This window comes from Dyadobacter sp. CECT 9275, assembly GCF_907164905.1.
GTDB lineage: Bacteria > Bacteroidota > Bacteroidia > Cytophagales > Spirosomataceae > Dyadobacter > Dyadobacter helix.
The window spans coordinates 807,543-830,022 of record NZ_CAJRAF010000001.1 but is presented as its reverse complement, the minus strand read 5'-3'; the positions used below and the strand labels follow the sequence as shown (position 1 = coordinate 830,022).

Here is a 22,480-nt window from a genome sequence, read left to right as displayed (position 1 = left end):
AATTAGGAAATGCATTTGTCTTGACTAGTAATTATCTCAATATTCCTGTTAAATGAAGAAAGTGTTATTTATTGATCGCGACGGTACTATTATTGTTGAGCCGCCGACAGATTTCCAGATTGACTCACTGGAGAAACTCGAATTTCTACCCAAAGTGATTTCCAACTTACGTCGGATTGCCGAGGAAACAGATTATGAACTGGTTATGGTAACTAATCAGGACGGGCTTGGAACGGCCTCATTCCCGGAAGACACTTTCTGGCCAGCTCATCTTAAAATGCTAACCACACTTTCCAACGAAAATATTCATTTTGCCAAGGTACATATTGACAGAAGTTTTCCCGAGGAAAATTTGCCAACACGGAAGCCCGGTACGGCTATGCTCACCGAATATTTTTCCGAAGAATACGACCTGGCTGACAGCTACGTCATTGGCGACCGCCTCACGGATATCCAACTGGCTGTAAATCTGGGTGCAAAAGCGCTGTTTTATGCAGAACCCGAAGCTGCCCAAACGGTACCTTCGGATCTTAAGGGCTCTCTGGCATTTGTATCAACAGATTGGGATGCTATCTATGAACATTTGAAATTACCTTCCCGCATCGCGGTTGTGAAGCGCAACACCAAGGAAACACAGATTAAAGTGGAGCTTAACCTGGACGGTAGCGGTAGGTCGGAAATAGAAACCGGACTGGGCTTTTTCGACCACATGCTTGATCAGCTTGCCCGCCATTCCGGCGCTGACTTGAAAATTTCGGTACAGGGAGATCTCCATATAGACGAACACCATACCATTGAAGATACTGCACTCGCCTTGGGAGAGGCATACCGAAAAGCACTGGGTGACAAACGGGGGATCAGCCGGTATGGCTATTTACTACCTATGGATGAAGCACTTGCGCAGGTAGCGATTGATTTTTCGGGCCGCCCCTGGATGGTTTGGGATGCCGAATTTAAAAGAGAGCGTATCGGCGAAATGCCTACCGAAATGTTCCACCATTTCTTTAAATCATTTTCTGATACCTCCTTGTCCAACCTGAATATCAAAGTGGAAGGACAAAATGAGCACCACAAAATTGAATCTATATTTAAAGCCTTTGCCAAGGCCATAAAAATGGCGGTGAAACGAGACTTGAAAGCATTGGATTTTATGCCTTCGACCAAGGGGGTATTATAAATGCCAAAGTAAGACCGTTTAAAATACTTAATGCGGCCCAGCGGTTCCATTTTTTTACACTGGTTTAACTCTTCTAATCTATTTTTAACTATTTTTGTCATTATTGAATCAGAAAACCGGGTACATTATGCAAATGACAATTATCATGATAGCCTTTTATGTAGTCTTGCTGACTTCTGCTTTTTTAGTAGGCAGATGGCTGGAGAACCATGAAAAAGGCTGGAGACCGTAATAAAAAAAGGGGTTGTTTTATAACACCCCTTTTTTTATTGCCATCCCCGATTTAGGACCGCTCATCCATTTTTGCTCATATACAATAAGAAAAGCAGGGAGCCGAACGTTTCTAAATCCAACACTGTTTGCAGATTATGTGTCCATAAACGCTATTTTGGTTTGCTAAGAAGTTTTTGCCTCCTGCTGCTCACTCTTTTTCTCATTTGCAAGGCTGCGAATGTGGACAAGCTGCTGTTGGCAAAAAGCAAATCTATAGTACAGTGCGACTCTGGCAGTTGCGAAAATGAAAACTCTGAAACCGAAACAGAGAAAATGATGGATGACCTGCAGCTGGTCAACTCCGTAATTGAAATTGAAAAACAGGTATTTGACACCTCCCTCAAATCGGTGTTTGCGTACCATGTTTCTTTTGAAAATGAGATTTACCGCAATCTCTTTTCTCCTCCCCCAGAACTGGCCTGATCGCTCCCCATTCTATTTTTTTTACCCCGTAAGCTTTGGGTCCTGAAACGAAATCGGGATTGACTGCACTTGCGTATGGTATTTTATTCCTTCTCTTTCCATCCATTTACAACCATTTGGTACTACTATGATTAAGTCATATAATAAATTATTTGAAAACAATAAGAATTGGGTTAAACAGGTAACACAAGAAGATCCCGATTTTTTCAACAAACTGGCTAACGGACAAAGCCCTGAGTTCCTGTGGATTGGTTGTTCGGACAGCCGTGTGCCTGCCAATGAAATTACAGGGACCTCACCAGGAGATATATTCGTGCACCGCAACATTGCCAACATGGTGGTACATACGGACATGAACATGCTAAGCGTACTGGATTACTCTGTGAATGTGCTTGGGGTAAAACACATCATGATTGTGGGGCACTATGGCTGCGGAGGCGTAAATGCTGCGATGTCCCATAAACAGGTAGGACTGATAGACAACTGGTTACGGAACATTAAGGACGTTTACCGCCTGCACGAAAATGAGCTCGGTGCCATTGAAGATATGAAAGAGCGGAGCGACAGGCTGGTTGAGCTTAACGTGACCGAGCAGGTGTACAATCTGAGCAAAACATCTATTGTGCAAAATGCCTGGGCAAATGGCAAACCGTTACTGGTGCATGGTATTGTTTACGATGTAAAGAACGGGATACTTAAAGATCTTAACGTTACCGCAGGTGATACCAGCAAAATTGAGTCGGTATACCGGTTTGAATCCGAACCCCAGTTAGCGTAACCTATTCCCGAAACTAGTCTCACTCATTGATTAAAACTCTTGCGCATGTCGTCTGATAAGAAATTGCTTTCAAACCTAAAATACGATTTTCCTTCGGGCCTGGTCGTTTATCTGGTTGCATTACCACTTTGCCTGGGGGTGGCACTTGCCTCCACTGGCAGGCCCGACCTACTCTTTTCCGGTATCATTGCCGGAATGGTCGGCGGGATAGTCGTAGGTGCCATCAGCGGATCACCTCTCGGTGTATCCGGGCCTGCTGCCGGTTTGGTTGTTATTGTACTTTCTGCACTTGATACACTGGGAAGTTTTGAGGCCTTTCTGGCAGCATTAATTTTAGCAGGTGCGCTTCAGGTTATTGCCGGTATCATGAAAGCCGGAATCATCGGTTATTATTTCCCATCCTCAGTGATTAAAGGAATGCTGGCAGCCATAGGTATTACACTGATATTAAAGGAGATACCACATGCCTTTGGTTACGATGCCGATTTCATGGGAGATGAGGCCTTTCAACAAAAAGACGGGCAGAACACACTGACAGAACTCTACAACGCGGTGCGGTACAGTAGCACCGGGGCCATCATCATATCGGCCGTTTCGTTGGGTCTGCTGATCCTGTTCGACAAGCCTTTTATGAAACGTATCCAGCTTTTCAAATTCTTACCGGGTGCTTTGTTTGTTGTTCTACTGGGGGTACTGATGAATATCGGGTTTAACCTATTTGCTCCGGGCCTGGCTGTCAGTGGTGACCACCTCGTACAGCTTCCGGTTGCGGGCAGTTTGCAGGATTTCTTTAGTTTTTTTAAATCACCGGATTTCACGTCCTACACAAAGCCCGAGGTTTATACGGTCGCGGTTACACTGGCTGTGGTGGCAAGTCTTGAGTCTCTCCTATCCGTTGAGGCAACGGATAAACTGGATCCATATAAACGGAGTACCCCTACCAACCGGGAATTAATTGCCCAGGGTATAGGCAACATGACATCCGGGCTTATTGGCGGGTTGCCGGTCACTCAGGTTATTGTTCGTAGTTCAGCCAATGTGGAAGCAGGTGGAAGGACCAAAATGGCTACGATCATACACGGGACCATCCTGCTTCTCTCCGCATTGCTGATTCCCAAATTATTGAATTATATACCCCTGGCTTCTCTGGCAGCTATTCTGCTGGTGGTTGGTTATAAACTATCCAAACTTTCTCTTTACACCGGCATGTACCGGCTGGGGAAGGAACAGTTTATCCCTTTTATCGTAACCATCATTGCCATCCTGAGCACCGATCTGCTCAAAGGCATTGCCATAGGAATGGTAATCGCTATTTATTTCATTCTCCGGAAGAATTACAAGCATTCCTACCAGTATGTTAAAGAAGAACATCGCAATGGTGAGGTAATCACTCTGATATTATCGGAGGAAGTAACCTTTCTGAACAAAGGCAGTATCGGCGCAACGCTGGACAATCTTCCCGATAATTCAACCGTGATTATCGATGGGACCCGGTCTATTGATATTGATTATGATGTACTGGAAATTATCCAGGATTTCAGAAAGCATTCGGCACCTTTGCGAAATATCAAGGTTGAAACGAAGGGTATCAAAGAAGTCTCGATCATAGGCGGGCACTAAAAAATCCTGTATCAAACGCAGTCAGAACCCTGGTATGGCGGATTATCGTCTCCACACCAGGGTTCTGATTTTTAATCATCCGCTTTTTGAAAATAAAAAATCCCGCCACCGGAAATATCCGGGACGGGAAAGGCATTTATGTAATAAGCCGATTACTCGTTTGGTTTTTCTTCCTTTCTTTGTTTGAGACGTTGAATGAGCATATCATTAAAAGTTCGTTCGGCCTTATACAACTCGACCACCTGGCTCGCAGAAATTACTTTTAAAAAGCGGTTCTGATAATCCTTTTCCAGATCAAGCTCCTTTTGTCTGAGCTCCTGCACTTCCTTGAGGTTACTCAATACCTGCTCGTCTGTCTGGCCCTCCGCTTTTTTATCATTAATAATTTTGCGCTGCGCCCGATGCAGCTCTCTGCGCTTTTGAGAAAATTCGTTATACATCGGCCAAAATCCAACGGATTGTTCAGGTGTCAGATTCAGTCTGTTGGTAATAATGGCAATCTTTGCGTCCTGAATCCGCTTAATCTCTTCTTCCGACCTCCGTTGCCCAAAAGCTGTAAAGGTTACCATTAATAACAGCACCAGGCCACTCGCCCTGTGAAAGATCAATTTTGATGATAATAAGTTCATTTTTTAAATTGTTAGGGTCAAATCTTGTCCAAACCCCTCACCGGGGCATCAAGAATCTGCTGTTCAATGATATCTTCATCCATATTATCCAGATAAAACATCACGGTTGAGTCTGTTTCAAAAGCCTTCTGAACAACGTTGTGCTCGCTCAAATCGTAATAACTGATGTTCTGATCTTCCAGATATTGGATAATGGAGCCATCACTTACGTCACTTAAAGGCTCATTTCCCAAAGCCCCTTGTCTTTCGGGGACTGTAACCCATACCAGCACAAAGATCAGGGCCATAGCAGATACCAGCGCCACTCCTCGTTGCCACGTCCAGCCGGGTATGATGCTTTTTCTGCGTTCCTTAACCGGTGGAATTTTTGCCTGTATGATATGTGGTAATTTATCAAAATAACCTTCCGGCACTGAAAATGGCGTCTCCTTTTTCAGGTCTTCAAGCCGTATACGTTTTTTGTCCATGATCTTGCGAATTACTTTTGAAATTCAGGGATTTGACTCTTTTAGCCTAAAAAAGTTTAATCCGTATCATTTAAAAAATCTTCAATTTTTTTTGTTGCCCAGTGATAGGAAGCTTTTAAAGCACCCACCGAGGTTCCTGTTATTTCGGAAATCTCTTCATAAGGCAGCTCTTCAAAATACTTAAGATTAAAAACAAGGCGCTGTTTTTCAGGCAATTTAAGCAAGGCCTTCTGGAGTTTCAACTGAATAACATCCCCACTCAGTTCCGGATCCGATTCCAGTTTTTCGCTCAGCTCATTTTCAACATCGTAAATCGGGACAAAAAACCTCCTTCTTTTCTTGTTCAAAAAGTTGATCGCCTCGTTGCTGGCTACTCTGTATAGCCAGGTATAGAGTTTGGAATCTCCCCTGAAATTTTCCAGCGCCGACCAGGCCTTGATGAAAACGTCCTGGGTAATATCGTTAGCATCGTCATGGTCGACTACCATCTTCCTCACCAGCCAATACACTTTCTGCTGATACTTGCGCACCAGCTGGTTGAACGCATTTCGCCGCGTATCAGGATTCTCAAAAAGGGCTAATAACTCTTCGTCAGACATTTAATAACTAATAACCTGATAGCCTCGGCGCAGGTTCATCCGATTGTCCTCCGGCTTCTGATTTCTTGTACCTGTAAGAATACCAATTATTATTGTTTTTCCATAACAGGGCTAATAAAAATTTAAGTCCTGCAGTAAGCCCGTCATCCGGGACCCGCTGCAAGACTTATTCAATTTAAGCAAAAACTGTGTGCCTTTCTATTTCCTGCTGATCGCTCTTTTAGCGGCCGCAACAATATCCTTTGCCGTAAGGCCGTATTTTTCCATTAATTGGGCTGGTGTCCCACTTTCCCCGAAGCTGTCGTTCACGGCAACATATTCCTGGGGAACCAGTTTATTTTTAACCAGCACCTGAGCAATGCTGTCGCCCAGCCCGCCGATACGGTTATGCTCTTCGGCAGTCACAGCGCAACCTGTTTTGGAAACCGATTTTAAAACAGCCTCTTCATCCAACGGTTTGATAGTGTGAATGTTGATGATCTCAGCGTTGATACCTTCCGCTTCCAGTTGTTCACCAGCCTGAATCGCCTCCCATACCATATGCCCCGTAGCGAAGATACTCACGTCTGTCCCTTCATTTACCATCCATGCTTTACCAATTTCAAACTTCTGATCCGCATCGGTAAAAATAGGAATAACCGGACGTCCGAAACGCAGATAAACCGGCCCGTCATGCTCGGCGATGGCAATGGTTGCTGCTTTGGTCTGGTTATAGTCGCACGGATTGATCACCGTCATTCCAGGAAGCATTTTCATCATACCGATATCTTCCAGGATCTGATGGGTTGCACCATCTTCACCCAGCGTAAGGCCTGCATGTGAAGCACATATCTTCACATTTTTACCCGAATATGCCACGCTCTGGCGTATCTGGTCATAAACACGACCTGTTGCGAAGTTGGCAAAGGTAGTTGCAAAAGGTATTTTTCCTCCAATGGTTAGTCCCGCTGAGATACCGATCATGTTAGCCTCGGAGATACCACACTGGACAAACCTTTCGGGGTTTTCCTTGATGAAGGGTTCAAGTTTGAGAGAGCCAACCAAATCAGCACAAAGGGCTACAACATTGGGGTTTTGTTGTCCAAGAACATGCATGCCTGCACCAAATCCCGAACGGGTATCTTTCTTTTCTGTGAAAGTGTATTTTTTCATTATTGTATCTTTTCTATTTTCTAATCTTTATTAATTAACCGCTAGCGATTCCAGCTTATTTAAAAAATATTTTGCGCTTGGGCAATTGGGGTGACTGGCTGCCCTTTGAACGGAGAAACCGTTACTTACCATAATTCTGGCAAACACTTTTTTATCTCCAATTCCTCTACCCGAATATTTCATTCTTAATTCCTTCAACTTTTCAAATGGTGCAACCAGTTCTTCTGGCATATCAAAATAAAAATCGGGGACATTGAGAATATCTCCCAAAGTTTTTGAGTCTGCCAGAAACCAGGATTCAATCGCCTGGACTGCTATGACTTTCTCAATATCAGTATCTGAAATCACCTTCGATTTTGCTTCTTCAATACTCAAACAGTCGTCAAGATCTCTAAGCACCACAATCACCTCAGCGCCATTGTCTCTCAGTACCTGAACATAACTTGTAATTCTGGCCGGCGCCAGGTTATCCTTACTACCGGCAACGATGATTTCATGGATAAGTTGTAAATTTTTCTCTTTAAGATATTCCCGAAAACCATCAGATTTCAAAATGATCCTTTCGGTATATCCCTCTACAACAAACCCGATCCTCACCAAGGTGTACCCCCTCCCAAAGCGCCTGAAAACCATGCTTCGTCTGTGGGTATACCATGTAAATCCATTCCTTTGATCTGCTTAACCTGTGTTTCTCCGTTGACCTTATCCACCAAAATGATTTCATCAGGAGTTAACGCCTCAACCAGAGTCTGAGAATGGGTATTCAGCCAAATATAATGTCCTTTTTCTTCGCAGGCGTTCCTGAAAAGATTCACCAGTTCTTTTACCACGAACGGGTTCAGCCCATTTTCCGGTTCTTCAATACAAAGAAACTGCGGCTCATCCGACTGATATAAGGCTGTTAGCAAACAAAGTATATTGTAAGTACCGTCGGAAATCAAGCTTCTATTAAAAGGTTTGTCTGAGCCCTTCTCATAAATTAAAAGTGTGTCTGTCCCTCCAATATTGTCTGAATGAATTTCCAATCTTTCAAATTCAGGAATGAGTAACCGAAGGTAATCTATCATATCTTCTCTTCTGTTCTCATCAAAAAGCAACCGCTTTAAAACTTTTTCCAAATTGCTCGCGGTTATAGTCAATCTTTCATTCGAACGTACTTGTGCGTTGATTCTTTCTAATCGACTTTGACCAATAAAAATCCTGGAGAAATTCTTGAATAATTTATTCGCAGCTCCATTTTTGGCATTTTCTGAAAAGCTCCGGTCTGAAAAGGTTCCATCACTTACAATATAAAAAAGATCGTTTTCAGTGCTGCCTGTACTATAAATGGATGAGTGGATAGAGCCTACTTCAACATGCAATTCGATGCTAGCTTGTCTATTTTGTTCCCTGAATGACAGTAGGTTCACTCCATCAAACATCTGAAACGTAATCTTCTGAGAAACCTTCGGATTTCCTGGTGCATCTGGATAAACCGAGTTCACGTAGTAAAAAAACTCCAGCGCCTCAAAAATATTCGATTTCCCAACACCATTTGCCCCTACAAAAACACTAAAGGGATTTGGCTCGATGATTTCAAGGTCAACGAGGGATTTGAAATTTTTAATCCTGAGTTTTTCAATCTTCATAAATGAATCAGTAACCCGGTACTTTTGCTGTTGGCTAAAAGCCCACAGCTATCAATAATCTCCCAAAGTTTCCTCCAGCTGTCCCAGCGCGGCGGCCAATTGTTCATCGTTTGGTGCCACTCCGTGCCATTTGTGACTTCCCATCATAAAGTCCACGCCGAAGCCCATACCGGTATGCAGTAATACCATGATCGGCCGGCCGTGGCCCAGCCTCGACTTGGCTTCGTAAAGTCCTTTTACAACCGCCGCCATATCGTTGCCTTCTTCTATGGAAATCACTTCCCAGCCAAAAGCCTCATATTTTTTACCCAGGTCGAGGTTATTCATCACTTTCACCGTCGGGCCGTCGATCTGCTGGCCGTTCAGGTCAATGAAAGCAATCAGGTTATCTACCTGATGGTGCGGCGCAAATGTAGCTGCTTCCCATACCTGCCCTTCCTGCTGCTCGCCATCGCCCATCAGGACGAAAACGGTTTCGTTATCCTTATTGAGTTTTTTAGACAAAGCGGCGCCAATTGCAACCGACATACCTTGGCCCAAAGAACCTGAGGCGATCCGGATACCTTCCAGATGTTCGTGGGTAGTTGGGTGGCCCTGTAACCTTGAATCAAGCTTTCTGAAGGTAGCCATTTCCTCAACCGGGAAGTATCCCTTACGGCCAAGAACACTATACCATACCGGAGAAATATGTCCGTTGGAAAGGAAAAAGAGATCCTCTCCAGTTCCATCCATATCAAAAACCGGTTTGCCGTTCTCTTCCTTAAGCTTCATTTGCTCAAAGTATAGTGCAACCAATATCTCGGTGCAGCCCAAAGATCCTCCGGGATGCCCCGACTGGCAACCATGCACCATACGAACGATATCCCGGCGAACTTGTGATGCAACTTTTTCTAATTGTTCAATTTCCATTTTGTTCTTTATTGATTTTCAAGGTATATACTGCTACCCGCTTGGCAAGATGTAAAATTAGTACGAAAACAATCTTAAGTATGACTGTTTCTTATTCAGTTTGATGAAGAATTTGATCGGTGTGATCTTTTGTGTCCACTTTTTCAATAATCTCAGTGATAACCCCGTCTTCATCCAGCACGAAAGTGGTTCTGGCAGTACCCATGTAAGTACGGCCATACATACTTTTCTCTACCCATACGCCATATTTTTCAACAATAGCGTGTTCAGTATCAGCTATGAGCGGAAAAGGCAGGTTAAATTTCTTGATGAATTTAAGATGGGATTTTTCGCTGTCCACACTCACACCCAGTACAACATATCCCTTTTGAAGCAGTACATCGTAGTTATCTCTTAAATTACAGGCCTGAGCCGTACAACCGGGGGTATCATCCTTAGGGTAAAAATACATGATCACCTTTTTACCCTTGAATGCCGAAAGCTTTATTTCTTTTCCATCCTGATCTTTAGCCGTAAAATCCGGAGCAACATCACCCACCTGAAGTTCCATATCTATTTTCTTTTTTTCCTTGGTTTTCTGACCACTTTTGGTTTTTCAACTATTTCAGTCTGCAAGATAGTACTATTTCCCGCCCTATCCGTAACTTCAACCAGCAGATCTCCATCAAATGGCACACCGTTATCCAGCTTTTCTGACCAGATATATCCTTTTTTATAATCATAATTGAGCAGGACCCAAGTACCATTTACCATGGCCCGAAACTTGTCGATACCCGACAAACCGTCGCCGATGTACCCTGTGATCCTTTGTCCGCTGTTTTCCGTCAGCCTGAGCCTTGGGGGAACGGTATCTGTCTGCATCATAAAAGTACCTAATTCCTTCGTTTCGAATGTAATGACATCTCCCTTCCATTCTCCTCCCACAAAACGATAATCACCATTCACGTACCGGTACATATGCGTTCTTGCCTTATCTGTAACCGGAATTTCCGATTTAAATGTAAGCCTCACCCGATCTCTCAGTGCTGTGCCTCTGTCATTGACTTTAAGCGTGGTGTAATTGCGCTGCACTGCTAGGTAAAGGGTATCAAAAAGACTGGTGCTATCGGTTTCAAGCGACCAGCCTTCGGACTCGTATTTTTGAGGGATACCGGGCATCAGCGCTTTGCGGAAATAGGTTTTGGTAGTGATATTACCAATCTGTACGGAATCAGGCATGAACTCCCTGAGATCCGAAACAAAAACAGCGGCACCGCTCTGATAGCCCACCGCCCTCGCTTTTATCTGGTTCCCAGAGGCAAAGTAGGTGGCCACGGGGTTAGTACTCTGGTACCTGGCAGCCCTTATTTTCAAGACATTTTCATCAATTTCAGTTTGTACCCATTCCGGATTCGCTTCTGTTTCCGGAACGGCGATACTACCATCATTGGATTCTCCCTTGATACTGAAAGTCAATTCGCTGAAATTCTCGTAAGAATCAGATATCCTGATTTTTATCTGGTGACTAAGGGTATCCCGAATCATCAGTTTCCCCTGATATCCATTGGTTTTATAAAGATTGAACTTATTCCCATCCGGAACGTAACACCTCAAAAACCGCTGACCGGTTTCCTGCTCCATGTCATAGTCGATCAGGTTGTTGTAATCCCTTGTAGCGGCATTCGGAAAAATTTCCATGTTGTAAGAAAATACCTCCTGTCCGTCCATTCTGATCTCAATACATTGCAGCCCGTACCGGAAACCCGTTCCCGTCATTTGGTCAAAAGCCTGTAAATCTATCCCTATGGTACCTGTGGCTGTTACGGGTTGTTCCAGCCTGTAGGACCCGTCCTTCTGTTTTACAGGCGTGTAAGGTATTCTGGCAAACTGACCATTCACCCTCCCATTAATGTCCAGCGGCCTGATCGCCAGATTCACAAATTTAGGTGGTGTGATATCTTTGATCTCGTTAAATCCAAAAAACAGCGGATTAAGATAATTATCTTTGGAATCCCTGATCTCGAAATGCAGATGAGGCCCCGCAGACCCGCCCGTATTCCCCGACAAAGCAATAATCTCGCCCTTTTTAAAGGTATATCTGCCAGCCTGGGGAAAAAGATCAATTTCAAAAGTCTGTTTTTTATACTGCTCGCTTCTTACGTAATCACCCACCTCATCCAAAAATTTCAGCAAATGACCATATACCGAAGTCTGCCCGTTGGGATGTCTGAGATAAATTACATTACCATATCCGCCCCTCTGCACGGCCACTTTCAAGACGTACCCATCGGCCGCGGCATACACGGGAAGCCCTTCCCGCTGCTGGGTGCGGATATCCACTCCTGCATGAAAATGGTTGGTGCGCAAATCGCCCAGTCCTCCGGCGAGTGAATTGGGCAGCCCGGGACGGATAGGAAACTGATAGTAACCTTTAGGATAGGATTGCTTTTGCGCCACCGACACAATAGAAATACAGAAGAATAGTAAAGCAAAATAACGGACTTTGGCTCCCAAGCAGTTGTACATCAAGATGGGTGTGTGATTAAACTGAAACGCTGGTTTGATATAAGGATTTATTTGATGGGCAAACGTAACATCTGTTTTCCTTCAATAAAAGCAGTGAGTGTATCCCCGATCTGCACCGCACCTACTCCTTTGGGCGTTCCGGTAAAAATGAGGTCTCCTTTTTTAAGAAGGAAAAATTTTGAAACGAACGAAATCAGATAATTGATACGGTATAACATCATGGAAGAATTCCCTTTTTGCCTGGTCTCTCCGTTGACGTCGAGGCTGAAATTGATATTCTGAATGTCTTCAAATTCTGATACATTGATAAAATCAGATACCGGTGCAGAGCCGTTAAATGCCTTAGCAAGCTCCCACGGCAACCCTTTTGCCTTTAAATCCGATTGCAGATCACGGGCCGTGAAGTCTATACCCACTCCTATCTCATCATAGTATTTATGCGCAAAACGTTCTTCAATATTCTTGCCTACCCGGTTTATTTTTACAACGAGCTCTACCTCATAATGAATATCCTTTGAAAAGTCGGGATAAAAGAACGGCTCCCCCAGGCGGATCTGAGCCGTTTCAGGTTTCAAAAATATAACCGGCGCGTCAGGACGCTCGTTATTTAACTCTTCAATGTGTTCGGTGTAATTACGTCCTACACAAATAATTTTCATTTCGTCTAAAAGCTTAAAATATTAATACTGATAAGGCAACCCCTTCCAAATCAAACGACAAAACTACTGACTATGGCGTCAGCGACATAACTTTTCGAACGATTTTTAACAGTACCCGCTTCCCAGCGCAACCCTCGCAAGCAGGTACCCCAAAGATACATCCACCTTTCCGGCACAGCTTTCAGCACGTAGCTTTGTCTTTTTCTGATCAAATGAATCATTTTTTAATATATGTATCGTTAATTGCACATAAGTAAAACTTCGGCCCGGAAAACTCCGAGCAGCTTTGACCTGCGGAACAAGAATAAAAAATCAGTACATGAGAAAACAGATATTCCCTTATTTCCTTTATCTTTTCACACTATCTATACTCATAACTTCCTGCGATACACTTCGTAAAACACCATCCAAAGAGTCCTCGCCGCGATCAGGCAGGAACAGCAAATCACGGTCGTCAGGCAGTACTGCTTCCGCAAGGCCTTCTTCCCGCCCTCCGGCCAGGCCAGGTTCCGGCAGAAGCACAACACCACCCAAAAAGAATAATACACCACCGGTATCCGGAGCTACTTATACAAGGCCGGCAGTACCTTATAGTGCAGAGGTTGCCAAAGTAATTGACCAGGCACGCACCTATACCGGCACACCGTACCGGTCCGGAGGAAATGACAAAAACGGAATTGATTGTTCAGGCCTTATCTGCTCGGTATACGCTGAAATCGGGGTGAAAGTCCCCCGGATTTCCTGGCAGCAGTCGGAGTTTGGGAAAGAGATAAACGCCATACAGGAAATCCAGCCGGGCGACTGGGTATTTTTTGTTCCTGAAGCAGGTAAGGAAGGATATGTATCCCATGCCGGAATCGTTACTGACGTCCGTAGTGATCAGGAGATCATTTTCATCCATGCTTCTACCTCCAGAGGTGTGCGTGAGGACAATCTCTTTTCGACGTATTTCAAGGGAAGATTTGTGAAGGCAATGCGTCCTTTTTAGTATTTTTACAGTATAACAGAAGGCTCCCGCCATTTATCCTGAAAATAAATGGGAGTTATTAAATCACTTGTAAAAGAAACTGTTACGGATCCAACCAAAGGTTATGGACACCACTACAATCCCTCCTTCAAAAACCGGCCGAATGATTTCAGTTCATGAAAATGCCCCATACAGGATTCCTTTATACATCTATGCTACCGTATTTTCCTCCCTGTGTGTGATCACAGGGCTTATCTGGGATATATGCTGGCATTTAAGCATCGGAAGAGATGGCCTGTTGTCGCCTCCTCACCTTATTATTTATCTGGGGGCCGTAGTTTCCGGCGTTTTTTCGGGTTACGAGATTTTGCGAAAAACGTTCTGGGGAAGTATTTCCGAAAAATCTGAAAGTGTGAAAGTCTGGGGAATTTTTTACAGCTCTCTGGGCTCTCTTTTTTGTGTCTGGGGTGCACTGGCTATGCTTACCTCCGCTCCGTTTGACGACTGGTGGCACAATACCTACGGTTTGGACATCACCATCCTGTCTCCGCCCCATACAGTACTTGCGCTGGGTATTATCAGTGTGCAATTTGGAGCAATGATCAGTGTGATTGCCGTCAAAAACCAATTACCTTTCAGGGCAAACCTGAGCGCAACCAGAAAAAAATTCCTTGATACCATTCTTTTCTGGCTGTTTTCATTGTCGGCTGGTTTTTTGCTTACCATGTGGTTCACATTGCTTTCAGAAGAAATAGGAAGAATGGAATCACACCGGTCCAGTTATTATATCTACGGTGCCGCTGCCTTTCCTGTCCTGCTGCTGTCCGTGGGAAGAGCCATATCAGGTCGATGGACCATCACTGCGGTAACAGGGGTATACACAGCCTTAATGCTGCTCACCTTATGGATTATTCCGTTGTTCCCCGCGGAACCCAAGCTCGGCCCCATCATGAATCATATTACGCATTATCAGGGTTTCATGTTTCCGTTGCTTCTGGTGATTCCGGCGATGATTTTGGATTACCTCCGTTTACGCCTCCACCATCTGAACGACTGGTGGCTAGCCATGGCACTTGGCAGCATTTTCCTGATCGTATTCTTTGTGGTCCAATGGAATTTCGGCGGTTTTCTGATGGAGTCGCCACATGCACGTAACTGGTTTTTCGGTAGTACCTCCTGGTATTTCGGGAATAAGCCTGATTTTGAATTCCGTTATAAATTTGCACCCTGGATGCTGGAATCCACCACAGAATTGTACAAAGGCCTTGCCATAGCATTCGTATCAAGCCTTGTGTCCGCGCGCGTCGGACTGGCCTGGGGAAAATGGATGAATAAAATTCAACGATGAAAAAATTACTGCTCTTACTTATTTTATTCCTCTCCCTGCAGATTGCACATGCGCATGTAGGCAGCTCCGGCGTACAAATGCAGGGACAGGCGGGGCCCTATCAGATTATGGTCAGTATCCAGCCGCCAGATGTGATCCCCGGCACGGCACAGATCACCGTGTTTGTAGAAAGTGGCAATGTAAAACATATTTCCGCCCGTCCTATTTTTTACAGGTCAGGTGATAAAGGCGCACCTTCTCCAGATCTGCTTCAAAAAGTGGAAGGTGTAGCGGGAGAGTTCCAGGGGATGGTCTGGCTTATGGAGCCGGGGTCATCCGGTGTCCAGCTAATGATAGAAGGCCAACAGGGGAAAGCCCAGCTGGTTGTTCCGTTGGCCGCAGCATCCACTGCTCAGCGCGACATGCCCAACGGACTGAGTATGGGACTTGCCGCGCTTGCATTACTGCTGTTCGTACTGATGATCACGGCCATCGGAGCCAGTGTAAGTGACGGCCTGCTTCGCCCCGGGGAAGCTCTGTCCGCTGCCAGAAAACGCAAAAGATGGGTTAATATGGGAATTGCTTCTGCCATCTGCATGCTGATATTGTATGCAGGAAGCAGCTGGTGGGATAGCTGGGCTGCTCACTATCGGAGATACTTGTACAAACCGCTTACCGCGCATTCAGCCATTTTAAGAACGGGAGATCAACGGCGCTTTCAATTGAAAATTGATACTACCGATTGGGCAGACAACAAGCGTGGAACCATGCTGAGTACCATCATCCCTGACCACGGCAAACTGATGCATACTTTCCTGGTTCGTATCCCCGGACTGGATGCATTTGCTCACCTCCATCCGGAACGTAAGGACAGCACCACTTTTGAGGCTTGGTTACCGGAGTTGCCCGCAGGCAGGTATCTGGTATATTCGGATTTCGTCCGGTACTCAGGCTTTGGCGAAACCATGACGGATACCCTGGATATCCCCCCAGGCCACCACGCGCCCCACAGCCAGATCACCGCAGAAGAAGATACCTATGTAATCACAGATCCTATGAATGCGCCTGGCAAAGCCCCTGCAACAGAAAACTTTGTGATCTGCGGAAAGCCGGGTTCCAAAACCGTTTTCAAAGATGGCTCCTATGCGGTGTGGGAAGGGAAATCGGACCAGCCACTGGAAGCCGGAAAACCTTACCAGCTCAATTTCGAAATGTACAATCCCGACGGAAGTGCCTGCCTCCCCGAACCTTACCTGGGAATGCTTGGACACGTGGCATTGTTTCGCTCTGATGGCTCTGTGTACATTCATTTGCATCCTGGAGGTACCTTCGCTTCGGCAGCCGGACAAAGTTTCAGAAAACGACTCGCAGATACTTCACAAATAGCTCCAAAACCGTCCCCAGCCATTTTCAGGGATAGCGTTGATCAGTATTTGACCAAGTTAAAGTCTATGAATGTACTTCAGCGTGAACAGCTTTTGATGACCGAGATGGGTATGTATGAAACAACTGCCAATGGCGCCATGGGCATGGAGCACGGCAACCGTATTTCGTTTCCTTACGCTTTTCCCAAAAGCGGAAAATACAGGATTTTCCTACAGGTGAAACGTAACGGTAAGGTACTTACAGGCGCTTTTGACGTCAGTGTTAAAGATAACCTGAACTTATAGGAACAGGGCTCACCTGAACAAAGCTGCAACGCTCCTGAAATCCAGCCCCTCGTAATTGTTAACATATAAATCACAGACCGGCAGCTCTTCAGGAGTATGTGAGCTCAACACCCCTACTACCTTCATCCCGGCATTTTTGGCAGCGGATACGCCAGAAAATGAATCTTCAAAAACCACACACTGGTCTGGCTTCACACCCAGATGCTGCGCGGATTTGAGGTACACCTCAGGATCGGGTTTGTGTCGGGTTACATTTTCACTCGCCAGTATCGATCCCAGCATTTCCCGTATGGCTACTTTGCTAAAAATAAGGTCGAGATTTGCCCTTGGTGCCGAAGTTGCCACACCAAGTTTCACTTCATTGGCATAAAGGTCTTCTACGAAAAACGGAAAACCGCTTATGGGCTCTATGAATGGCTCATAGATTTTCCTGAACAGGCTTTCCTTTTCATCCTCCAGCAGGCTCAGCTCCACTCCTGTTATAGGCCTTTGCAAAAAATGCGAAAGTATGTAACTGTTACTTTTGCCAAACATATGTTCTGCAAACTCCTCATCCGTAGGCGACAGGTTCCGGCTTGAAAAAAACTCCCGAAAAGCGATGGAATGATAGGGATTGGTATGGCAAATGACGCCATCCATGTCAAAAATTACTGCAATTTCCTTGTTCATGCTGTAAATGTATACATCAACAGCTGATTTGTAAAAGACTACCCATCTCTTCCTGTTTTATTCCGTTTCAGCCTGATAAAAATCTAAAAAAAACTACATTTAAAATTTCAAAAACCACAAAATCATTTACAGAAGTTCTACTATTTTTTACTAGATTAATTTCTATCTTTACCTCAATGGCCCGTATTTCATCGGCCGTTTTAAGAGATAACTTATTACCCATCACAGATCCTAATAATCAGGGCTCATGACTGAACTAGATCAATTATCGAATTTTGATAAAAGCACGGCCTCAGTAACTTCCGGAAACCTTACCTCAATTGAAGTGTACGATAAGTTCGGAGCCATGGCATACGGCATCATTCTGCAGATTATACCGCAACCTCATCTTGCTCAGGAGATACTGGTGGAGGTTTTTGCTTCTCCGTTACTCCAGTCCTGCAACAGCTACCCCTTTTCGTTTGGTGCCTGTGTGATCAAACTGGCAAGGGCTAAGGCGGTTGAGGCCAAGAGAAAGTTAATGTCGGTAGTACCTGCTCATAGCGAAAGTACGGCGGAACCCATTGTAAACTCACCCCAACTGATATTTGACCTCGCTTTTTGCCAGGGATATACCCCCGACGAAGTGGCTGAAAAGTTAAGCATTTCTAAATCCGAGGTATTGAAATCGTTTCACGACTTTTTTCAGTCCTCAAGAAACTCCTAACAGAAATTAACTTTGAAGACACACGAATTTATCAGCAGCGGAATATTGGAAGTATCTATTCTGGGATTAGCATCCGCAGAAGAAAAAAAGGCCGTTCAGCAGTTTGTACAGGATGAACCTGCCATGGCGGACTATCTGGCAGACCTCGAAAAGGGCATAAATGCGTTCTTTCATACGCAATCGGTTACTCCGCCGCCTGTCATCCGGAACCTTATTTTATTAAAAACTACCCGCTCCGACCTACAAAAATCACCTCCGCAAAAGCAGACAGAAAATCCTCATGCGTCTAAAGAAAAATTCCTTGAAATTGAAGTAAGTGATACCCACATTAAGGTACATAAATACTGGCGGCCGGCTTTTATAACCATTTTTGTTTTATCCAAAATATTCCTGATCCTGGGCCTGTACTATTACTTTAAATCCACGACCCTGCAAAAAGAAATTGATCAGCTGAAAGCCAGCCAAACCATAACACCTGAATAGCTGAATAGCTGAATCATTCTTTCATGGGTAATTCCCACCATTTTTGATCAGGTAAAGTATTAGGAAGTACAATTTGTTCACCAATTCTCGGCGTCGTCAGTTTGATTCCCATCTCCTCTGCTTTTTTAGATACGCGGATAATGGGCTCGTTCCATGCATGCATACCAAGCGCAAATTTTCCCCAATGGACAGGCCATAACACTTTGGCTCTCAGATCAACAGAAGCCTGGGCGGTTTCCTCAGGCATCATGTGTATATAAGGCCACATTTCGTTGTACTGGCCGCATTCCAGAATGGCCAGATCAAAAGGACCGAATTTACTGCCGATTTCTGCAAAATGTTTTTCATAGCCTGAGTCCCCTCCGAGAAAAATCCTGTACGAGTCCGACTGCATCACATAAGACGTCCACAGCGACTTTCCCCTGTTGAAATTCCTGCCTGAGAAATGTCTCGCCGGAGTGGAGGTTATTTTCAAACCCGGTACCACGCTGGTTTCTTCCCACCAATCCAATTCTGTGATATGCGCCGGTGATATACCCCAATATTCCAGATGCTCGCCGGCACCGAGCGGTACTACAAAGCGGGTTTCCCTCCCAGTAAACTCCCTGAGGGTTTCATAATCCATGTGATCATAGTGGTCGTGAGACAGGAATACAAAATCTATCCGCGGCATATCTACAAGGCCGTAAACATGTGTTCCCTCAAAATTTTTTGACCCCAAAAACTGAACCGGCGAAGTACGTTCGCAGAATACCGGATCCATGAGAATATTCTTCCCGTCAATCTGGATCAGGTAAGAGGAATGTCCGAAGTAAGTGATGGTCGGTTGTGTCTGAGGCGGCCCTTTCAGGTTGGTACGCACTGAAGGCAGCGGGACAATCGGTTCGGCATTTTTGTCCTTGCCAAACATAAACATCACTAATATTTTGGTAAAGCTAGAATTTTCGGCATTCACCGGTGTTTTGGTGAGATTCTGAAAACTGCCGTTTCTATAATTAGGAGATTTCCGGATCCTCTCCAGACGGGCTCCCGTGGGTTCTTTGCCAAAGGATTTCAACTGAAGAATAAGAAAAACAGCTATGGCAAAAAAAATGATAAGAGAAATAAGCATCAGAATCGTCCGTTTTAGTATGGTTTTTAGCTTACAGTTCATTTCCAAAGATAATATTGGATTCAATGACAATATTTAACCAGTGCAGTACTTTAAATACCTGATTATGATTTCTTAAACATCAAAAAAGCGGGTAAAAAAGTCTCATACTTTCAATACCCGCCTGATCGTAGCACTTCCCGGATTTACCTTATTTCAGAAAAGCCCGTAACATCCAGGCCATTTTTTCATGCTCCCGCAGCAAACCGGTTACATAGTCACTGGAACCCAGATCTTTATATTTATCAGCAAAATCAGTAGCCAGCGTTCTCAGGATACGAATGATGGTTTCATGATCATCCAGCAGATTTTTCAGCTGAGTCTTTTCATCATTGGTATAGGGGGTCTCGAGCAAATCCGTCAGTTTTAATATATCCTCCAGGCGTGCCTCAGAGTAATGACCAATGGCCCTGATCCGTTCGGCTATGTCGTCCAGAATCACCTGAAGCTGTTCATACTGCCCTTCGAAAAGTTTGTGTAACTCAAAGAAATTCATACCTCCGATGTTCCAGTGGTAATTGCGGGTTTTTGTGTACAACACAAATTCATTGGCCAGTAATTTGTTAAGAAGAAATGCTACCTCCTGGGTATTTTCGTCAGATATCCCAATGTTCGTTTTCATAAATATTTGGTTCTATGGAGTAAAAAATACTATTAAAATAACGATTCCGCATGTTTTACGCCGGGCCACCGGCCTGCCTCGTAAACGTTCTAAATATCGGCAATTTACCTCATTAACCGCGTTTTTAAATAGTTAAGTTATTAAATCGGCATTAAATCCTTTGAAGTTCCAACAACCGGTCATTTCAAATTCTGTAAGTTTCTCTACCGATATACATTGTCGTTTGGGATTCAATCGCCAACTTGCATCTGTATCTAATTTAAGCAGTTGATTATGTTTCCATTCCGGATCGGACAAGGGTATGATGTACATCAGTTAACAGAAGGCAGGCCTTTCTGGCTGGGCGGAATTTTAATACCGCACACCCATGGAGCCAAGGGCCATTCCGACGCCGACGTTGTTTGCCATGTTCTTTGCGATGCACTTTTAGGTGCAGCCAATATGCGGAATATCGGTTACCACTTTTCGGATAAGGACCCTCAATGGAAGGGCGTCGACAGCAAGATTCTTCTGGCCAGAGTAATGGAAATGATCAGGGAAAAGGGATATGAAGTGGGGAATGCTGACGTCACCATCGTGTTGCAAAATCCCAAATTAAACCCATACATACCCGAAATGAAAGCCTGCCTTGCGGGTGTGATGATGATGAGCGAAGAAGATATTTCCATTAAAGCAACCACATCGGAGCTGCTGGGCTTTGTAGGAAGGGAGGAAGGAATTGCAGCGCATTGTGTTGCACTCATTTATAAAACCGATTTTAAGATTGATCCCTTATTAAGCCGTCTGTCGTAAAACCTTACCTGATGAAAAAATATCATATACTACCCCTTTTACTTTTGTTCCTGGGTATTAACTGCTCTTCGGCACAACAGAATAAGCTCAGTGAAGAACCGCTTGGTTTCGAAGAATACGATCCTGTTTCTACCCTCAAGGTAGAAGAGCATATCACCCGCAGGGCAAAATTCCCTTTTATTGATGTGCACAACCATCAGTACCAGATGCCTACCCAGAACCTTAAAAACCTGACAGCTCAGATGGACAGCCTAAATATGGCTATCATGGTGAACCTCAGCGGGCGCGGTTGGTCTCAGGAATGGGCGGAGGGTACTGCAACGCTGAAAGGCTCTCTGGAAAATGTCGCCAAAAATGAACCAAAAAGGATCGCGGTATTTACCAATTTGCAGTTTAAAGGGTTTGGTGAAAAAGACTGGACCGCCAGGGCTGTCAAACAGCTGGAGGAAGATGTAAAAATGGGTGCCAAGGGGTTGAAAATTTATAAAAGCCTGGGTTTTAGCGGAATAAAAGATGACAAAGGGAACCGGGTGGCGGTGAGTGATCCGCGGCTCCAGGGCGTTTGGCAAAAGTGCGGCCAACTGGGGATACCCGTCCTGATACATACTGCGGATGTGCCGTCGTTCTGGGACCCTATGGACCGTTATAACGAGCGCTGGCTGGAATTAAAAACGCACCCGGGCCGCCGCCGCGGAGCAAACGATCCCGTCCCTTTTGATTCACTCATAGCTGAGCAGCATGCTATTTTCCGTAATAATCCCAAGACAACTTTCATCAACGCGCACATGGGATGGTACCCCAATAACCTGAAAAAGCTGGATAGCCTTATGACGGTATTCCCCAACATGTATGTTGAAATTGGTGCGGTAATCGCTGAACTGGGTCGCCAACCCCGGAATGCCAAAAAGTTTTTCACTAAATATCAGGATCGCGTGCTTTTCGGGAAAGACAGCTGGGTACCCTCCGAATATACTACGTATTTCAGGGTGCTGGAAACGGAGGACGAGTATTTCCCCTATCACAAAAAATACCACGCTTTCTGGCGTATGTATGGCATGGGACTTCCGGATGAGGTACTTAAAAAATTGTACTACAAAAATGCCCTGAAAATTATCCCAGGCCTGGATAAGAGCCTCTTTCCAGAGTAACTTCAGTTTTTAGTTTTAAGTAGGCAGTGGGCGGTGGGCAGTAGGCGGTGTTAAGTAAGCAGGTAGTTTTAAGTTTTAAGTAAGCAGTTCAAAGTGGGCGGCGGGCCGGGTTGGTAGCGCTGTGAAC

At 44.8% G+C, this 22,480-nt stretch carries 24 protein-coding genes; 11 read left to right on the top strand and 13 right to left on the bottom strand.

Features of this window, described 5'->3' with window-relative positions; all coding sequences use genetic code 11:
- Positions 1-52 precede the first annotated feature (52 nt).
- The 4 genes from hisB (at position 53) to KOE27_RS03330 (ending at position 4,271) form a co-directional block, all read left to right on the top strand.
- Positions 53-1,177 carry a bifunctional histidinol-phosphatase/imidazoleglycerol-phosphate dehydratase HisB gene (gene hisB, locus KOE27_RS03345; protein WP_215237427.1) on the top strand — a complete coding sequence of 375 codons (1,125 nt, stop codon included), beginning with the start codon at positions 53-55 and terminating at the stop codon, positions 1,175-1,177.
- Between the two features lie 393 nt (positions 1,178-1,570).
- Positions 1,571-1,873, top strand: coding sequence for a hypothetical protein (locus KOE27_RS03340; protein WP_215237426.1), 303 nt, complete (start codon positions 1,571-1,573; stop codon positions 1,871-1,873).
- 127 nt (positions 1,874-2,000) lie between these two features.
- Positions 2,001-2,651, top strand: coding sequence for a carbonate dehydratase (gene can / locus KOE27_RS03335; protein ID WP_215237425.1), 651 nt, complete (start codon positions 2,001-2,003; stop codon positions 2,649-2,651).
- A 45-nt stretch (positions 2,652-2,696) separates the two neighbouring features.
- Positions 2,697-4,271 carry a SulP family inorganic anion transporter gene (locus KOE27_RS03330; RefSeq protein WP_215237424.1) on the top strand — a complete coding sequence of 525 codons (1,575 nt, stop codon included), beginning with the start codon at positions 2,697-2,699 and terminating at the stop codon, positions 4,269-4,271.
- Positions 4,272-4,423: 152 nt separating this feature from the next.
- Here the strand turns inward: KOE27_RS03330 and KOE27_RS03325 are convergent, their stop codons facing one another.
- The 10 genes from KOE27_RS03325 to KOE27_RS03280 form a co-directional block, all read right to left on the bottom strand.
- Positions 4,424-4,900, bottom strand: coding sequence for a hypothetical protein (locus KOE27_RS03325; RefSeq protein WP_229252620.1), 477 nt, complete (start codon positions 4,898-4,900; stop codon positions 4,424-4,426).
- Between the two features lie 17 nt (positions 4,901-4,917).
- Positions 4,918-5,367, bottom strand: coding sequence for a hypothetical protein (locus KOE27_RS03320; RefSeq protein WP_215237423.1), 450 nt, complete (start codon positions 5,365-5,367; stop codon positions 4,918-4,920).
- A 56-nt stretch (positions 5,368-5,423) separates the two neighbouring features.
- Positions 5,424-5,966 (bottom strand): RNA polymerase sigma factor, encoded by a 543-nt coding sequence (locus tag KOE27_RS03315; RefSeq protein ID WP_215237422.1) that lies wholly within the window; start codon positions 5,964-5,966, stop codon positions 5,424-5,426.
- Positions 5,967-6,164: 198 nt separating this feature from the next.
- Positions 6,165-7,118, bottom strand: coding sequence for a transketolase family protein (locus KOE27_RS03310; protein WP_215237421.1), 954 nt, complete (start codon positions 7,116-7,118; stop codon positions 6,165-6,167).
- A gap of 30 nt (positions 7,119-7,148) precedes the next feature.
- Positions 7,149-7,751: a DUF4276 family protein gene (locus KOE27_RS03305; protein WP_229252619.1), complete on the bottom strand. Its 603-nt coding sequence runs from the start codon at positions 7,749-7,751 to the stop codon at positions 7,149-7,151.
- Positions 7,712-8,746: an AAA family ATPase gene (locus tag KOE27_RS03300; protein WP_215237420.1), complete on the bottom strand. Its 1,035-nt coding sequence runs from the start codon at positions 8,744-8,746 to the stop codon at positions 7,712-7,714. Before KOE27_RS03300 ends, KOE27_RS03305 begins: the two co-directional genes overlap by 40 nt.
- A gap of 51 nt (positions 8,747-8,797) precedes the next feature.
- On the bottom strand, positions 8,798-9,655 hold the full coding sequence (locus KOE27_RS03295; RefSeq protein ID WP_215237419.1) for a transketolase: 858 nt from the start codon (positions 9,653-9,655) through the stop codon (positions 8,798-8,800).
- A gap of 91 nt (positions 9,656-9,746) precedes the next feature.
- On the bottom strand, positions 9,747-10,205 hold the full coding sequence (bcp, locus tag KOE27_RS03290) for a thioredoxin-dependent thiol peroxidase (protein WP_215237418.1): 459 nt from the start codon (positions 10,203-10,205) through the stop codon (positions 9,747-9,749).
- A gap of 2 nt (positions 10,206-10,207) precedes the next feature.
- Complete coding sequence (locus KOE27_RS03285) at positions 10,208-12,160, bottom strand: M23 family metallopeptidase (RefSeq protein ID WP_215237417.1); 1,953 nt, start codon at positions 12,158-12,160, stop codon at positions 10,208-10,210.
- A 47-nt stretch (positions 12,161-12,207) separates the two neighbouring features.
- Positions 12,208-12,819 carry a fumarylacetoacetate hydrolase family protein gene (locus KOE27_RS03280; protein ID WP_215237416.1) on the bottom strand — a complete coding sequence of 204 codons (612 nt, stop codon included), beginning with the start codon at positions 12,817-12,819 and terminating at the stop codon, positions 12,208-12,210.
- Between the two features lie 319 nt (positions 12,820-13,138).
- Here KOE27_RS03280 and KOE27_RS03275 point away from each other — a divergent pair, with 319 nt between their 5' ends.
- The 3 genes from KOE27_RS03275 to KOE27_RS03265 all read left to right on the top strand — a co-directional run bounded on the left by KOE27_RS03275 (position 13,139) and on the right by KOE27_RS03265 (position 16,783).
- Positions 13,139-13,807 carry a C40 family peptidase gene (locus KOE27_RS03275; protein ID WP_215237415.1) on the top strand — a complete coding sequence of 223 codons (669 nt, stop codon included), beginning with the start codon at positions 13,139-13,141 and terminating at the stop codon, positions 13,805-13,807.
- Positions 13,808-13,949: 142 nt separating this feature from the next.
- On the top strand, positions 13,950-15,134 hold the full coding sequence (locus KOE27_RS03270; RefSeq protein WP_229252618.1) for a hypothetical protein: 1,185 nt from the start codon (positions 13,950-13,952) through the stop codon (positions 15,132-15,134).
- Complete coding sequence (locus KOE27_RS03265) at positions 15,131-16,783, top strand: hypothetical protein (protein ID WP_215237413.1); 1,653 nt, start codon at positions 15,131-15,133, stop codon at positions 16,781-16,783. The genes KOE27_RS03270 and KOE27_RS03265 overlap by 4 nt, the downstream gene beginning before the upstream one ends.
- A gap of 9 nt (positions 16,784-16,792) precedes the next feature.
- On the opposite strand, the gene KOE27_RS03260 is transcribed toward KOE27_RS03265, so the two are convergent.
- Positions 16,793-17,452, bottom strand: coding sequence for an HAD family hydrolase (locus KOE27_RS03260; protein WP_215237412.1), 660 nt, complete (start codon positions 17,450-17,452; stop codon positions 16,793-16,795).
- A gap of 247 nt (positions 17,453-17,699) precedes the next feature.
- On the opposite strand from KOE27_RS03260, the gene KOE27_RS03255 reads away from it, so the two are divergent.
- Both KOE27_RS03255 and KOE27_RS03250 read left to right on the top strand, forming a co-directional pair.
- Positions 17,700-18,158 carry an RNA polymerase sigma factor gene (locus tag KOE27_RS03255; protein WP_229252617.1) on the top strand — a complete coding sequence of 153 codons (459 nt, stop codon included), beginning with the start codon at positions 17,700-17,702 and terminating at the stop codon, positions 18,156-18,158.
- Positions 18,159-18,170: 12 nt separating this feature from the next.
- Positions 18,171-18,641 (top strand): hypothetical protein, encoded by a 471-nt coding sequence (locus KOE27_RS03250; protein ID WP_215237411.1) that lies wholly within the window; start codon positions 18,171-18,173, stop codon positions 18,639-18,641.
- 13 nt (positions 18,642-18,654) lie between these two features.
- On the opposite strand, the gene KOE27_RS03245 is transcribed toward KOE27_RS03250, so the two are convergent.
- A complete protein-coding gene (locus KOE27_RS03245; RefSeq protein WP_229252616.1) occupies positions 18,655-19,752 on the bottom strand; it encodes an MBL fold metallo-hydrolase in 1,098 nt (365 codons plus the stop codon).
- Between the two features lie 190 nt (positions 19,753-19,942).
- On the bottom strand, positions 19,943-20,413 hold the full coding sequence (locus tag KOE27_RS03240; RefSeq protein WP_215237409.1) for a Dps family protein: 471 nt from the start codon (positions 20,411-20,413) through the stop codon (positions 19,943-19,945).
- 273 nt (positions 20,414-20,686) lie between these two features.
- On the opposite strand from KOE27_RS03240, the gene ispF reads away from it, so the two are divergent.
- Together ispF and KOE27_RS03230 are read left to right on the top strand one after the other, a co-directional pair.
- Entirely contained in the window at positions 20,687-21,205 is a 519-nt protein-coding gene (gene ispF, locus KOE27_RS03235; protein WP_215237408.1) for a 2-C-methyl-D-erythritol 2,4-cyclodiphosphate synthase, read from the top strand.
- Positions 21,206-21,216: 11 nt separating this feature from the next.
- Positions 21,217-22,353, top strand: coding sequence for an amidohydrolase family protein (locus KOE27_RS03230; protein WP_215237407.1), 1,137 nt, complete (start codon positions 21,217-21,219; stop codon positions 22,351-22,353).
- Positions 22,354-22,480: the final 127 nt, after the last annotated feature.

Coding starts and splice junctions, on each gene's coding strand:
- hisB (WP_215237427.1), top strand. CDS start 53: ATGAAGAAAGTGTTATTTATTGATCGCGACGGTACTATTATTGTTGAG.
- can (WP_215237425.1), top strand. CDS start 2,001: ATGATTAAGTCATATAATAAATTATTTGAAAACAATAAGAATTGGGTT.
- KOE27_RS03330 (WP_215237424.1), top strand. CDS start 2,697: ATGTCGTCTGATAAGAAATTGCTTTCAAACCTAAAATACGATTTTCCT.
- KOE27_RS03325 (WP_229252620.1), bottom strand. CDS start 4,900: ATGAACTTATTATCATCAAAATTGATCTTTCACAGGGCGAGTGGCCTG.
- KOE27_RS03320 (WP_215237423.1), bottom strand. CDS start 5,367: ATGGACAAAAAACGTATACGGCTTGAAGACCTGAAAAAGGAGACGCCA.
- KOE27_RS03315 (WP_215237422.1), bottom strand. CDS start 5,966: ATGTCTGACGAAGAGTTATTAGCCCTTTTTGAGAATCCTGATACGCGG.
- KOE27_RS03310 (WP_215237421.1), bottom strand. CDS start 7,118: ATGAAAAAATACACTTTCACAGAAAAGAAAGATACCCGTTCGGGATTT.
- KOE27_RS03305 (WP_229252619.1), bottom strand. CDS start 7,751: ATGGTTTTCAGGCGCTTTGGGAGGGGGTACACCTTGGTGAGGATCGGG.
- KOE27_RS03300 (WP_215237420.1), bottom strand. CDS start 8,746: ATGAAGATTGAAAAACTCAGGATTAAAAATTTCAAATCCCTCGTTGAC.
- KOE27_RS03295 (WP_215237419.1), bottom strand. CDS start 9,655: ATGGAAATTGAACAATTAGAAAAAGTTGCATCACAAGTTCGCCGGGAT.
- bcp (WP_215237418.1), bottom strand. CDS start 10,205: ATGGAACTTCAGGTGGGTGATGTTGCTCCGGATTTTACGGCTAAAGAT.
- KOE27_RS03285 (WP_215237417.1), bottom strand. CDS start 12,160: ATGTACAACTGCTTGGGAGCCAAAGTCCGTTATTTTGCTTTACTATTC.
- KOE27_RS03280 (WP_215237416.1), bottom strand. CDS start 12,819: ATGAAAATTATTTGTGTAGGACGTAATTACACCGAACACATTGAAGAG.
- KOE27_RS03275 (WP_215237415.1), top strand. CDS start 13,139: ATGAGAAAACAGATATTCCCTTATTTCCTTTATCTTTTCACACTATCT.
- KOE27_RS03270 (WP_229252618.1), top strand. CDS start 13,950: ATGATTTCAGTTCATGAAAATGCCCCATACAGGATTCCTTTATACATC.
- KOE27_RS03265 (WP_215237413.1), top strand. CDS start 15,131: ATGAAAAAATTACTGCTCTTACTTATTTTATTCCTCTCCCTGCAGATT.
- KOE27_RS03260 (WP_215237412.1), bottom strand. CDS start 17,452: ATGAACAAGGAAATTGCAGTAATTTTTGACATGGATGGCGTCATTTGC.
- KOE27_RS03255 (WP_229252617.1), top strand. CDS start 17,700: ATGACTGAACTAGATCAATTATCGAATTTTGATAAAAGCACGGCCTCA.
- KOE27_RS03245 (WP_229252616.1), bottom strand. CDS start 19,752: ATGCTTATTTCTCTTATCATTTTTTTTGCCATAGCTGTTTTTCTTATT.
- KOE27_RS03240 (WP_215237409.1), bottom strand. CDS start 20,413: ATGAAAACGAACATTGGGATATCTGACGAAAATACCCAGGAGGTAGCA.
- ispF (WP_215237408.1), top strand. CDS start 20,687: ATGTTTCCATTCCGGATCGGACAAGGGTATGATGTACATCAGTTAACA.
- KOE27_RS03230 (WP_215237407.1), top strand. CDS start 21,217: ATGAAAAAATATCATATACTACCCCTTTTACTTTTGTTCCTGGGTATT.